The organism is Phenylobacterium sp. (genome assembly GCF_025351295.1).
Taxonomy (GTDB): Bacteria; Pseudomonadota; Alphaproteobacteria; order Caulobacterales; family Caulobacteraceae; genus Phenylobacterium.
Genome location: NZ_JANXWD010000067.1, coordinates 1 through 12,834 on the forward strand (window position 1 = coordinate 1; position 12,834 = coordinate 12,834).

The 12,834-nt window shown below is 72.2% G+C and carries 13 protein-coding genes; 7 read left to right on the top strand and 6 right to left on the bottom strand.

Annotated features, from left to right (window positions below):
- The 3 genes from Q0R13_RS10180 to Q0R13_RS10190 all read right to left on the bottom strand — a co-directional run.
- Window positions 1-750, bottom strand: a 750-nt coding sequence (locus tag Q0R13_RS10180) for a hypothetical protein (RefSeq protein WP_293903315.1), incomplete at its 3' end; no start/stop codon positions are given.
- A 13-nt stretch (window positions 751-763) separates the two neighbouring features.
- A complete protein-coding gene (locus Q0R13_RS10185; protein WP_293903318.1) occupies window positions 764-1,999 on the bottom strand; it encodes a hypothetical protein in 1,236 nt (411 codons plus the stop codon).
- A gap of 11 nt (window positions 2,000-2,010) precedes the next feature.
- Complete coding sequence (locus tag Q0R13_RS10190) at window positions 2,011-3,237, bottom strand: hypothetical protein (protein WP_293903321.1); 1,227 nt, start codon at window positions 3,235-3,237, stop codon at window positions 2,011-2,013.
- Window positions 3,238-3,292: 55 nt separating this feature from the next.
- Here Q0R13_RS10190 and Q0R13_RS10195 point away from each other — a divergent pair, with 55 nt between their 5' ends.
- The 7 genes from Q0R13_RS10195 to Q0R13_RS10225 all read left to right on the top strand — a co-directional run bounded on the left by Q0R13_RS10195 (window position 3,293) and on the right by Q0R13_RS10225 (window position 9,658).
- Window positions 3,293-4,021 (top strand): ferritin-like domain-containing protein, encoded by a 729-nt coding sequence (locus tag Q0R13_RS10195; protein ID WP_293903324.1) that lies wholly within the window; start codon window positions 3,293-3,295, stop codon window positions 4,019-4,021.
- A gap of 2 nt (window positions 4,022-4,023) precedes the next feature.
- A complete protein-coding gene (locus tag Q0R13_RS10200) occupies window positions 4,024-5,799 on the top strand; it encodes a carbamoyltransferase N-terminal domain-containing protein (RefSeq protein ID WP_293903327.1) in 1,776 nt (591 codons plus the stop codon).
- On the top strand, window positions 5,796-6,005 hold the full coding sequence (locus tag Q0R13_RS10205; RefSeq protein ID WP_293903330.1) for a DUF5989 family protein: 210 nt from the start codon (window positions 5,796-5,798) through the stop codon (window positions 6,003-6,005). The genes Q0R13_RS10200 and Q0R13_RS10205 overlap by 4 nt, the downstream gene beginning before the upstream one ends.
- A gap of 152 nt (window positions 6,006-6,157) precedes the next feature.
- Window positions 6,158-7,180, top strand: coding sequence for a bifunctional 2-polyprenyl-6-hydroxyphenol methylase/3-demethylubiquinol 3-O-methyltransferase UbiG (locus Q0R13_RS10210; protein WP_293903333.1), 1,023 nt, complete (start codon window positions 6,158-6,160; stop codon window positions 7,178-7,180).
- 31 nt (window positions 7,181-7,211) lie between these two features.
- Window positions 7,212-7,736 (top strand): RcnB family protein, encoded by a 525-nt coding sequence (locus Q0R13_RS10215; RefSeq protein WP_293903336.1) that lies wholly within the window; start codon window positions 7,212-7,214, stop codon window positions 7,734-7,736.
- Between the two features lie 73 nt (window positions 7,737-7,809).
- A complete protein-coding gene (locus Q0R13_RS10220; RefSeq protein ID WP_293903339.1) occupies window positions 7,810-7,986 on the top strand; it encodes a hypothetical protein in 177 nt (58 codons plus the stop codon).
- A gap of 31 nt (window positions 7,987-8,017) precedes the next feature.
- Window positions 8,018-9,658: an amidohydrolase gene (locus Q0R13_RS10225; protein ID WP_293903342.1), complete on the top strand. Its 1,641-nt coding sequence runs from the start codon at window positions 8,018-8,020 to the stop codon at window positions 9,656-9,658.
- A 60-nt stretch (window positions 9,659-9,718) separates the two neighbouring features.
- Here the strand turns inward: Q0R13_RS10225 and Q0R13_RS10230 are convergent, their stop codons facing one another.
- The 3 genes from Q0R13_RS10230 to Q0R13_RS10240 all read right to left on the bottom strand — a co-directional run bounded on the left by Q0R13_RS10230 (window position 9,719) and on the right by Q0R13_RS10240 (window position 12,805).
- Window positions 9,719-10,597 carry a hypothetical protein gene (locus tag Q0R13_RS10230; RefSeq protein ID WP_293903345.1) on the bottom strand — a complete coding sequence of 293 codons (879 nt, stop codon included), beginning with the start codon at window positions 10,595-10,597 and terminating at the stop codon, window positions 9,719-9,721.
- Window positions 10,598-10,755: 158 nt separating this feature from the next.
- The gene (locus Q0R13_RS10235) at window positions 10,756-12,207 is read right to left on the bottom strand and encodes a DUF2235 domain-containing protein (RefSeq protein WP_293903348.1); all 1,452 of its coding nucleotides are present in this window, start codon (window positions 12,205-12,207) and stop codon (window positions 10,756-10,758) included.
- 73 nt (window positions 12,208-12,280) lie between these two features.
- Window positions 12,281-12,805, bottom strand: a complete 525-nt coding sequence (locus tag Q0R13_RS10240; protein WP_293903351.1) for a thioredoxin family protein — start codon at window positions 12,803-12,805, stop codon at window positions 12,281-12,283.
- Between the last annotated feature and the right edge of the window lie 29 nt (window positions 12,806-12,834).

A 12,834-nucleotide genomic window follows, 5' to 3' on the forward strand; every position in this document is an offset into this window, starting at 1 on the left:
GCCAAAGGCGGTCTCGGCCAGCAGTTCGTCGCCGCCGGGCTCGGTCTGGGCGGCGCACATGATGCCGATCAGCCGGGCGACCAGTTCCGGCGTGCGACGAACGCCGGCCTTGGCGTTGATGCGCCGCAGCGCGTCGCGGGCGGTCTCGCGGCCGACCCCGGCGTCGGCGGCGGCGACGTCCAGGTTGGGAGCGAACAGCAGCGCCTCGGCCAGCCGGGCCTCCAGCGCGGTGAGGTCCAGGGCGCGGGCGGCGCGGCGCGCCAGCTCGGACGAGCGCGAGGGGGCGCTGACCACCACCACCAGCCGCTCGGGCCCGCCCCGCAGCGCCGCGGCGGCGTCGGGGCCCAGGGGCCAGCGGGCGGCGGCGGCGGCGGCGCCCACCCAGGCCGTGAAGGCCGCGCCGGCGGCGCCCTCCACCAGGCTCACCACGGGACCTTCGCGCAGGGCGCGTTTCAAAAGGGGACGCAGGTCCGAGGATTCGGGGAACAGCGCGCGATAGGCCGGGTCGGCGAAACAGACCTCACCGCGGGCGTTCATCACCGCGACGGCCAGGGCGCGGCGGTCGGTGATCGCGCCGGCGATGGACGGCAGGGCGTCGGAGGCGGCGCTGAAGTCCTCGCGGGCGCGGCCGATATCGGCCAGCACCGCGTCCTCCACCTCGGACCAGGAATCGAGCAGCAGCTCGACCGGCGCTCCGCGAGGAGCGCTGGCCCGGAGCAGATCGGACAGTCGAACTGAGTTGATACTCATGCGCGCGAAGGGATTACGTCCTGGGGCGGCGCCCAGTTGCAAGCGCTGCCGGAGCGGTTTCCTGCAATCCCCGCGCCACGGGCGGCGCGACACCTTGACGCCGAAGCCAGGCGGTGACCGCCCCGGCGATCGCCCGGGCGCCCCGGGGGTCGGGGTGGCGGTCGTGGGGGATGTGGAACGCCGGGTCCACGGCCACCTGCAGATAGGGCAGCCGCCGGGCGTCGAGCAAACGCCGGCGCAGGGCCGCCTCCTCCGCCGTCTCGGGGGTAAGTTGGGGGACGAGGATCAGGGGAACCGCGCCGCGCGCCCGGGCCAGGTCGACGGCCGCGGCCAGCGTCTGGGCGGTCATGGCCTCGCCGTCGGCCAGCTCGCGCGCCGAGCGATAGGGGACGAGCCGGCTGGCCAGCTGGCGCAGGCGAAGGTCCGACGCCGACGGTCGCCACGCCAGGCCGGGGACCAGATGCGGCCGGTCGGTGTCGAGGTTGCGGTGATAGAGCGCCGGCATGAACAGGAAGACCACGGCCCTGGGCTGGCGGAACCGCGGAAGCTCGGCCTTGAGCCGCAGGTATTGCTGGTCGGTGGCGTAGCCGCCCACGGCGAGGTCCGCGCCCTGCAGGCCGGTGGCCGCCTGGACCTGGGCCGGGATCGACTCCGACCAGGTCAGGCCGTGGCCGGCCATGATCGACTCGCCCAGGAACAGGATACTGGGGGCGCCATAGTCCACCGCCTCGCCGGCGCGGCGGATGCGGTGGCCGGCGGCGTCGAAGGCGTAGTCCACGGCCCGCCCGCCGAGGACACCCTGCCCGGCGTGGTTGGGCACGTAGCTCCAGCCCAGATAGGGGTCGCGGCGGCGCAGCGGCTCGCGCTGGCCCGGCGCCTGGTGGGTGAGCCGCCAGGGCAGGTGTTCCAGGATCAGCTCGCTGGCGACCAGGGCCAGGACGATGGCGGCCGCGGTGGGGGCGAGGTCGGCGGCCAGGTCGCCGAACCGCTTGCGCGCCATCAGCCGTCCGAAGCGGGGCCGCACGACCAGCAGCAGGATCGCGGCCAGGCTCCCCGCCAGGGTGCGGACGATGGCGAGGGTGCGGAGCTGGTCGGCGCGGGGCTGGAAGAATTCCGGCAAGGTGTGGCGGTAGAGCCAGGCCCGGTCGGCGAGAACGGCGAAGGCGATCAGGGCGGCGGCCAGCGCCAGGGTAAGGGCCTGGGCGGCCAGGGCGCGGATCGCGGTGGGGTCGCGGACGCGGATCTGCACCTGGCCCCGGCCTATCCGACCGCGGCGGGGGCCGGCGTCGATTGAACCGCCCGCGCCGCGCGGGGCATCAACGGCGTGGGTGGAGCGAGGTCGCGGTCTTGGTGGTGTTCGAGATAGGCGGCCACGGCGAGCGCCAAGACGCGGGCGCCGCGGGCGTCCGGGTGACGGTTGTTCGGCAGGAGCCACGCCGCCGGCATCGGCGCCGTCACATAGGGCAGCCGCGCCGCGTCCAGGACCCGATGGCGAATGGCCCGCTCCTCATTGGTCTCCGGCCCGATCTGCGGCACCAGGATCAGTGGCACGGCGCCCCGGGCGCGGGCCAGGGCGACGATCCCGCCCAGGGCCTGCTGGGTGGCGGCCACGCCCGCGTCGATATCGCGGTCGGAGCGATAGGGCGCGACACGGCCGAAGATCTCCAGCAGCCGCGGCTGGCGCCTTGGCGGGGTCCAGACCAGGCCTCGGGTCAGGTGCGGCCGGTCTGTGTCCATGTTGCGGTGGAACAGGCCGGGCATGAAGATCGTCACCACGGCGACCGGCTGGCGGAATTTCGGCAGCTCGTGCCGGACCAGCAGATAGACCTGATCGGTGGCGTAGCCGCCGACCGCGATGTTCGCGGCCTGCACCCCGGTCATGGCCGCGACCTGGGCGGGGGCGGTCTCGTCATAGTTCAGCCCGTGGCCCTGGAGGATCGACTCGCCGGCGAAGACGATGGTTGGCGCGGCCAGGTCGACCGGCCGGTCGAGCCGGCGCACCCGGTAGCCGTGGACGTCGAAGTCGTAGCGCACGCGCCGGCCGCCGGTAACGCCGTAGCCGGTGCGGTCGGGCAGCTGACGCCAGCCGAAGGTAAGGTCGCGGACGCGGCGCGGCTCATACATCGGCGGCGACTGTTCGCGAGAGCGCCAGGTCATGGAGTCCAGGATCAGCTCGGCGGCGCCCACTGCCAGCACCGCGGCCAGCAGGCTGGGGCCCACGGCGACGGCGAGGCCGCGCAGGGACTTGCGCTCGACCAGACGACCCGCCCACGGGCGGACGACCAGGATCAGCAGCAGGCCCGCCGCGGCGGCGGTGACGCGGAGCGCCGCCAGCGCCTGCAGCTGGCCGGGACGGGGATGCAGGAACTCTGGCAGGATGTGATGTTCGAACCACGCCGGGGTGGCCAGGGCGGCGCCCAGCAGGCAGGCGGCGCCCGACGCGGCTATGATAGCCTCGGCGGCGAGACGACGAAGACGGAACGGCAACTGGCGCTTCCTCCATGCGGGTAGTAGCCCTGAGCCCTTGGTGAGGCGCAAGTTGATGCTGTCTGCACTGTCGGCGGTTCATTGGCTGATCTGGCGCGACCCCAGGCGGCGGGCGGAAAACCTGCTGCGGTTCGCCGAGGTGGAGGCCGACGGCGGCCGCGACCTGGTGCGGGCGGCCGAGGTCACCCGCGACCCGGTGCTGCGCAAACTGTTCCTGAAGCACGCCCTGGACGAGCAGCGCCACGCCGACCTGTTCCGCAGCCGGGGCCTGGCGCTGATCCGCACCCTGCCCCGCGACACCGCCTCGGGCATAGCAGCCAACTGGCTGACGCCCGGCGAGCGAGGGCTGGACGACCTGCGCGTCGAGGAGGAGGGTGACGCCGCGCTGCTGGCTTTCCTGCACCTGTCGGAGGCCTCGGCGGCGCGGGAGTTCGCCAACTACATCGCCGTGCTCGGCGCCGACCCGCCGACCCGAACGGTGTTCGAGAACGTGCTGCACGACGAGACCTTCCACATGACCTACACGCGGGCGCAGCTGGATCGGGTGGCGCCAAAGGGGGCCCGGCGGCGCATCTGGATGGCGCGGCTGCGACGGTTCTGGAAGGCCTACCTGCGGCTGGCCAGCGGGCTGGCCGGCCTGATCGGGGCTATCGTCCTGACCCTGCAGTACTTCATCGTCCTGCCGCTGTTCGCCTTCCACGCGCGGCGCGCGGCCGAGAAGGAGGCGGCGGGCTGGAGTGCGGTGGCGCCCGAGCGCAACGGCCGCCTGGACCGGCAGTACTAGCCATGAAGATCCTCGGGATCTCCGCGCACTACCACGACAGCGCCGCGGCCCTGGTGGTCGACGGCCTGCCGGTCGCGGCCGTCCAGGAAGAGCGGCTGTCGCGGCGCAAGAATGACGCCGCCTTCCCGCTGCAGGCCATCGAATGGTGCCTGGAGGCCGGCGGGATCGAGGCCGAGGACCTGGACGCGGTGGTGTTCTACGAGCGGCCGATGCTGAAGTTCGACCGCATCCTGACGACGGCGCTCAGGGCCTGGCCACAGGGCCGCGGCGCGTTCACCCATGCCATGAAGAATTCGCTGGGCGAGAAGATCTGGGTGCGCGGACTGATCCAGGCGCACCTGGGGGTCAGCCGCAAGAAGATCCTGTTCACCGAGCATCACCAGAGCCATGCGGCCGCCGCCTTCCTGACCGCGCCGACGACCGAGGCGGCGATCCTGACCACCGACGGGGTCGGCGAGTGGGCGACCCTGACCGTCGGGCGCGGCCGGCGGACGCCGGGCGGGGCGACCGCCATCGAACTGCTGCGCGAGGTGCGCTGGCCGCATTCGCTGGGGATGCTCTATTCGACCTTCACCGCCTACCTCGGCTTCGCGGTGAACGAGGGCGAGTACAAGGTGATGGGCTTGGCATCCTACGGCGCGCCGCGCTTCGCCGAGCAGGTGCGCAAGACCATCCGCCGGACCGCCGACGGGGCGTTCAGCCTGGATCTCGGGTATTTCGAGTTCCACACCACGGTGGCGCGATCCTATTCGCAGACGTTCGTGGATGCCTTCGGGCCGCCGCGCGCGGCGTGGGACCCCATCGACCTGACCACCGAGGCCGGGCAGCGCTATGCCGACATCGCCGCCAGCGTGCAGCTGGTGCTGGAGGAGGTGCTGATCGACCTGACCGCGGCGCTGCATCGCGAGACCGGGCTCAGCGACCTGTGCCTGGGCGGCGGGGTGGCGCTGAACGGCGTGGCCAACGCGCGGATCCTGCGGGAAAGCGGCTTCGAACGCCTGTTCGTGCCGCCGGCGCCGGGGGATGCGGGCTGCGCCCTGGGCGCGGCGCTCTATGCGGACCGGGTGCACTTCGGCAATCCGGACCGGGCCTTCCCGGACCACCCGTTCTGGGGGCCGAGCCTGGAGGCCGGCGAACTGGCGCGGATCGCCGACGAGGACGGGCTGGCGGTCGAGACGCTGGGCGAGGCCGAGCTGATCGCGCGCACCGCGGCCGACCTGGCGGCCGGCCGGATCCTCGGCTGGATGGACGGCGCCTCGGAGCTGGGGCCGCGCGCGCTGGGCCACCGCTCGATCCTGGCCGCGCCGCATTCGGCGCAGACCCGCGACCGGCTGAACCGCGACATCAAGTACCGCGAGGAGTTCCGCCCCTTCGCCCCGGTCGTGCCGGTCGAGCAGGCGGGCGCCTATTTCGAGCTTCCGCCCGGCGGCGCGGGCCTGGCGCGGTTCATGTCCGGGGTGTTCCCGGTGAAGCCGCAGTGGCGCTCGGCGCTGGCGGCGGTGACCCATGTGGACGGGACGGCGCGGCTGCAGGCGCTGCCGCGCGAGATGGCGCCCAGGCTCTACGACCTGCTGGTCGCCTACGGGACGCTGACCGGCGTGCCGGTGCTGCTGAACACCTCGTTCAACCTGGCCGGCGAGCCGATCGTCAACCGGGTGGTCGAGGGCTATTCCACCTTCCGGCGCTGCGGGATCGACGTGCTGGTGGCGGGTAGCGAGCGGGTGGCCAAGCGGGTGTGGACGCCGGCCGAGGCGGCCGGGATGGAGATCGAGGCATGAAGAAGCGCGGCCGCATCCAGCGCCAGTTGATCGTGTTCTCCAGCATGGCCGGATCGGCGTCGGACCTGGCGCGGGGCCTGTGGAAGGGCGGCGGCTCGCGGCGCTGGATCGCGCCGCTGGCGGTGTTCCTGTGCCTGACCGGGGCGATCCTGGTGCTGGCGGCCGGCGTGGAAGCCCTGGCCCCGTTCATCTACGCGATCTTCTAGGCTGTGCGCACGCCAGCGCCCCCTCCACCCTTCAGGTCCCCGTCCCCCGTTGGCGCCGGGGAGGAACCGGATCGGCGCTGTTCCTCACACGCTTGCGGGGGAGGGGGACCCCGAAGGGGCGGAGGGGGCGCTGCACGCCCCCAAGCCTTGCCTTGAATCTCTTCTCCGAGCTCATCGCCTGCCCGGCCTGTGGCGGCGCGCTGGACGGCGTCACGTGCCAGAGCTGTGGCGAGACCTACGCCGAAGACGCCGGCGTGCTGCGGCTGCGGGCCACGGCCGACGCGCGGACCGAGACGGTGCGGGCGTTCTACGAGGTCGCGCCGTTTCCCGGCTATCCGCCGCGCGACAGCCTGGCGTGGCTGCGAGCGCGGGCCGAGCGGAGCGCGTTCGCGCAGCTGCTGGACCGGGCGATCCCGGGGGATGCACGGATCGTCGAGGTGGGCTGCGGGACGGGGCAGATGAGCCTGTACCTGGCGCGCGCGGACCGGGTGGTGGTGGGCGCCGACCTGACGATGGCCTCGCTGCGGCTGGCCGAGGCGGCGCGACGGCGGTTCGAGCTGCCCCGGGCCCGGTTCATCGAGAGCGACCTGTTCCGCCCGGGCCTGCATGAGGGGGCGTTCGACGTGGTCTATTGCTCGGGCGTACTGCACCACACTCCGGACCCCCGCGCCGCCTTCGCCCGGGTGGCGCGGCTGGCCCGACCGGGCGGGATGATCGTGCTGGGGCTCTACAATTCGGTGGCGCGGATTCCGCTGCGGCTGCGGCGGGTGGCGGCGAAGCTCAGCGGCTATCGGTGGATCCCGTTCGACCCGGTGCTGCGCGACCGGGCCAGCGAGCCCGAGCGGCGCGAGGCCTGGCTGCGCGACCAGTACCGGCACCCGGAGGAGCACCGGCATACCGTCGGCGAAGTGCTGCGCTGGTTCCGCGCCAACGACGTGGCCTTCGTCCGCGCCTATCCCTCGGCCCAGGTGCACGGCGAGGAGCCGGACGACCTGTTCGCCGCCGAGCCCGACGCCTGGGCGCCGGAGCGCTGGCTGGCGCAGATCGGCTGGATGGGCAGCCTGGGCCACGAGGGCGGGCTGTTCGTGATGGTCGGCCGGCGCCGCGCCGCGGCGGATGAACCGAACCTGCCGACGGGGGTTCAGGAAGGGTTCAGCTCGGCTGCGCTCAGATGACGGCCGAAGGGACGTTCCCGGAAGGACCCCGATGAAACACCTGCTCCATGCCGCCGTCGCCCTGGCCACCCTCGCCGCGCCGATGGCCGCCTCCGCCCAGCCCGGCGACCGGCGCGACGACCGCCACGAACTGCGCCAGGACCAGCGCGAGCTGCACGACGACCGCCGCGACGCCGGCCGCCATGTGGACGGCCGCGAAGCCCGCGAGCTGGGCCGCGACCGCGCCGAGGTGCGCGGCGACCGGCGCGAGCTGCGCTATGACCGCGGCCGGGCCGAGACCTATCGCGACCGGGCCGAATGGCGGACCTTCCGCGGCGCGCGGCCGGGCTTCTGGTACGCGCCGGGCTACGGCTACTATCCGACCCATCGCGGCCAGGCATGGCGGCGCGGCGGCTATGTGCCCTCGGCCTACCGCGGCTACTATGTCCAGGACCCCTACTACTATGGCCTGGCGCAGGCGCCGCGCGGCTACCGCTGGGTCTATGCGGACGGTAATTTCGTGCTGATGGCCCTGGCCACCGGGCTGATCGCCAACGTCATCGTCCACGGCTACTAGGCCCGGTGGGACGGCGGTCGACATGGCGTCGGCCGCGGTCGTGCGCGTCGGCGAAGCGGCGTAATAGGGCCGCATGAACGACAGGGACGTCTATCTGAAGCTGGCTGAGATCGCGGACGAGCTGTTGCGGCTCTCCGAGGCGGCGGAGACCTATGTCGGCGAGACGGCGCTGCGCACCGCCGCCACCACGGTCGCCGGCACGGCCAAGGCGGTCTACGACCACGTGATGAGCGGCGAGGGCTCGCACTAGCGGAATCCGGCTGGCGCGCTAGCTTGGCCGGATGAAGCGCCTCGTCCTGCCCGCCCTCGCCGCCGTCCTCCTCGCCACAGCCGCGAACGCCGCGCCGGCCGATCTCGTGATCTGGGGCGGGCCGGTCTACACCGGGGCCAAGGCCGGCAAGGTGGAAGCCGTGGCGGTCTCCAGGGGGCGGATCGCCTATGCCGGGTCCCGGGCCGGGGCCAGGGCGCAGGTCGGGCCGAAGACCCAGGTCATCGACCTGAAGGGCGCGGCGCTCTTCCCCGGCTTCACCGACAGCCATGCGCACCTGCGCGGCATCGGGGAGCGGGAGCTGACCCTCAACCTGGAAGGCTCGAAATCGGCGGCGGAGGCCACGGCGCGGGTGAAGGCCTATCTGGCGGCGCACAAGCCGGACGGCACAGTGATCGGGCGTGGCTGGATCGAGACCGGGTGGCCCGAGGGCCGGTTCCTGGACCGCAGCGACATCGACCCGATCGCGCCGGACCAGCCGCTGCTGCTGGTCCGCGCCGACGGCCACGCCCTGATCGCCAACACCGCTGCGCTGAAGGCGGCCGGCATCGACGAGAACACCGCGGCGCCGTCCGGCGGCGCGATCCTGAAGGGCGCCGACGGCCGGCTGACCGGGATGCTGGTGGACAACGCCATGGCCCTGGTCCGGAAGCTGGAGCGACCGCCCACCGAGGCCGACCGGCGCGCCGCCTTCGCCGCGGCGTTCAAGGTCGAGACCGCCTACGGCTGGACCGGCGTCCACGCCATGAGCGTCGACTGGGCCGACGTGGGCCTGCTGGAAGAGCTGGACAAGGCCGGTCAGGCGCCGCTGCGGGTCTATAACGCCGTAGAGGCCGACCAGGCCGGGCCGCTGTTCGCCGGCGGGCCGCGAGCCACGGCCGACGGGCGGATCACCACCCGGGCGATCAAGCTCTATGAGGATGGCGCCCTGGGCTCCCGCGGCGCGGCGCTGTTCGCGCCCTACTCGGACTCGCCGGGCACGAGCGGTCTGGTGCGGACCCCGCCGGAGGTTATGCGCGCGGCGATGCGCCAGGCCAAGGCGGCCGGCATCCAGGTCGCCACCCACGCCATCGGCGACCGCGGCAACGCCAATGTGCTGGACCTGTACGCGACCGAGGGCGGCCCCGCGTTGCGCTGGCGGATCGAGCATTCGCAGATCCTGCGGGTGGCCGACATCCCGCGGTTCGCCAAGCTCGGGGTGATCGCCTCGATGCAGCCCAGCCACGCGATCGGCGACCTGCATTTCGCCCCCTCGCGCCTGGGCGAGAACCGGCTGGCCGGGGCCTATGCCTGGAACAGCCTGCTGAACTCCGGCGCCCTGGTGGTCGGCGGCACCGATGCGCCGGTGGAGCGCGGCGACCCGCTGATCGAGTTCTACGCCGCCGTGGCGCGCAAGGACCTGCAGGGCTTCTCCGCTCCCGACTGGCATCCGGAGCAGAAGCTGTCGCGGACGGAGGCGCTGAAGCTGTTCACCTCATCGGCGGCCTATGCGCGCTTCGCGGAGAACGACCTGGGGACCATCGAGGTCGGCAAGCGCGCGGACTTCTCGGCCTTCTCGGTCGACCTGATGACCGTCCCCGAGGCGGCGATCCCCAAGGCGCACGCCGTGCTGACGGTGGTGGACGGGACGGTGGTCTACCGGGCCGTCAGATAAAGAGGCTGGCGATCGAACCTGCCAGCGCCGTCACGGTCCCGGCGATCGACGCGACGGACTTCACCTCGTCGGCAAGGTTTGCGAGGAAGCTCTTGATGGTGAGCTTGTCGGGCGCTTCGCGGGCGGCCTCCGTCGCAATCCGCTCCACGAGGGCGTCGGCGGTGACCTTGTCCGGCAGAGCCGCGCCGTGAGCTCCGAGGGCGCTGAGGACCTGCTGTAGAGTCTCCAAAACCTCGTCGCGGCCCCGACGAAGAGTTTCCGGCTGAGTCTGAGGCTCGGAATCTTCAGCCCGACGAAGGCGTCGCTGACGTGGCGATAGAGGTCGGCCAGTTCGAAGGGCTGCGGTGTCTGACTGGCCAGACCCTGCTTGCCGCGCTCCAGGTCCATCGCGAACGACCACCCGCCCAGGTCGGATCCCGCGCCCACGAACGGCAGAAAGCCCGAATAGACCACCACGTTCTCGGCGCTGGCGACGGCCGGCGCGATCGCCTGACGGTGGAACGCCTCCCGAGTGAGCTTCCGGCGCATCACCCCGTCAAGGCTAAAGGCCTCGACAGCGGCTACGACGGTGGCGACGAGCCAGCCGGCGGCGATCCAGCCGATCGGCACAACCTCGAGGCCGCCCATGCCAAGCCTTGTGGCGACCAGGACCGCCACCATCGCCGAAGGCGCGCAGATCACCAGGTCGCGGACCATCTTCGACCGCTCGGCGCGCCGGCAGTGGCCGGTGACCAAGGCCACGTCCACGCCGACCTCGGGCGCCTTCGCCCTGAAGGTCTCGCGGCTGCGGGCCAGGACTGCTGACCGAAAGGTCCTGTCCGTATAGGCCGCGCCGCAAAGGTAACGGGTGGTCTCGTGCCCAAAGTGGCTCTGGAACGGGGTGAGGGTCGCATCGCCGGCCACCGTCGCATCGCCCTGGGTGTCGACCGCCACAACCATAAGACCACCCCGCCTCGTCGTTTCAATTCAAGATAGGCCCAGCGAACTAAAGGTAAAGCCAGAAAACACCGTTCGCCATTAGGGCCCAGGCGACGACTTGATGAGCGATAACTGCGGCCCCGATCACGCCCGGACACCGCCCGCCAGATGGCGATATCCTACGACGGCATGTGGAGTGCCTCGGCGAGGCCCGCGAGATAGCGGCGGAGGGCGAACGCCACGCCGCCCAGCGCCGCGGCCCACAGCACGCCCATCAAGGCCCTCGCCACGGCGCGGTGCCGCGGCGTCGGCTCGCGTTCGTGGGTCAGCGGCTCCAGGGCGGCGGGGCGGTACTCCGGGCTCAGCCTGACCCTCTCCTGGGCCGCCCACTGCACCTCGTCCCACACCTTCGGGCCCTTGCGGTCGTGATAGCCGGTGAGGAAGCCGACGAAGTCGAACTCCCAGGGTTGCTGCCGGCCGCCGGACTTGCGGTAGCGCCAGGGGGCGAAGGGCATGCGGTCCCTGAGCGCCGCCCCAAGTTCGGAGTCCGCGCTCCAGTTGAGCTTCAGGCCGGCGCGCAGCGCGCCCACCGCCACCCAGACCAGGGTCCCGCTGGACAGCCGCGACTCGGGGCCGCCGCCGCCCACCGCGCTGTGGTTGCCGGGGAACCAGCGCTGCTGGAACGGGCGGTCGTCGTAGGAGACGTAGTCGGGCAGCGCCGGGTCGGCGACCTGTCGACCGTGGGCCGCCGCCCAGGTGGCGTTGAGGTCGTCGACGTTGCGGACCACCGTCAGGTCGAAGCTCTTGCGGTCCTCGTCCAGGGCCGCGGCCTGGCGGATCGAGAACAGCAGCGAACTGGCGTCCGGGTCGTAGAAATCGAAGCGACGGTTCACCAGCCGCGACAGGATCGGGATGGTCGGCGGGATCCCCATCGAGCCCACCGTGTCCCAGAGGCCCAGGTACATCAGCCGGTAGATGCCCAGCGGCGGCGGGTCGGGCGGCAGCCACTCGAACCCGGTCTTCGACCTGCGCGGCTTGAACTCCAGCGCCCGATCGGCCCAGGCCCGGGCGCCTTGCCAGTCCTCCTCGCCGGTGGCGATGGGCCGGCCGGTCTCCGGGTCGTGATGGCTGTACTGGGCGCGGAAATCGCGGAGCCTCGCCGGCGCCGCGGCCTTGTCCCGATAGATCGCCATGGCCTTGGGGATCAGGTGGAAACAGTCGCGCCGCAGGATGCCGCACTTGCGGATCAGGCCGCAGAGGCTGCGCGCCGTATAGGCGCCGCGGCTGAAGCCGAACACGAAGACCTCGTCACCGGGCTCATAGTTGAGGACCAGGAAGCGGTAGGCGCTCTCGATCTTGTCGTCGAGGCCGCTGCCCATCAGCCCGCCAAGCAGGCTGACCATCTGGTCCACGAACGGCGACACGCCGGTCGCGACGCCCACGCCGGTGTCGTAGAACACCACCTGCCGGCGGCCGTCCCAGCCGCGCGGCTCCACGCACTTGGCCAGCCGCGCCACATTGGTCAGGTGCGGCATGCGGGTGTCGTTCCAGGTCCCGTCGCAGAACACGGCCAAGCGCTTGCGATCGCGCGCCGTATCCGTCTTCGCAGCCGTCTTTGCCTTGGTCGGCACGAGCGCCCCGCCGCGTCCAGGGGTCACACTCTAGGTTGCCGCCCCGGCCCGTCAACACCGAGGCGGGCGGGCGCTACCTCGTATACTTCGCCAGCCAGTTGGCCAGGTCCTGAGGCGTCATGTGGCGGGCGTCGGCCAGATCGGCGACCTGGGCCTTGCTGACCAGCTGCCTGCCGGTCTGCGGATCGACGATCAGCACCGCGGGCACGCCCTCCAGGCGCTCGGTGATGCCGTAGCGCGCGGGCACCTGCAGGTTCTTGTCCATCCGGCCGACATCGACGCTGACCATCTCGTAGTGGCGGGCCATGAACGCCTTCATCTCCGGCAGCTCCAGGGTGGCCGCCAGGATCCGGCAGTCGCCGCACCAGTTGCCGCCCATGTCGATGAGCACCAGCTTGTGGGTGGCCTTGGCGCGGGCGATCGCCCGGTCGACCGCGGCGCTGGCGTCGGCCTTCTCGTCGTAGGGATAGGGCAGCGGGGTCTTCAGCTGGGCATAGTCGCCGATGCTGACCTTGGGCGGCGGCGCCGCGAAGGCGGGCGCCGCAGCCAGCCCGGCGAGGGCGGCGGCGGCCAGGACGGCGGTCAGCGGACGGGTCATCGGGGCAGCTCCCAGCTTGCAGGGAGGAT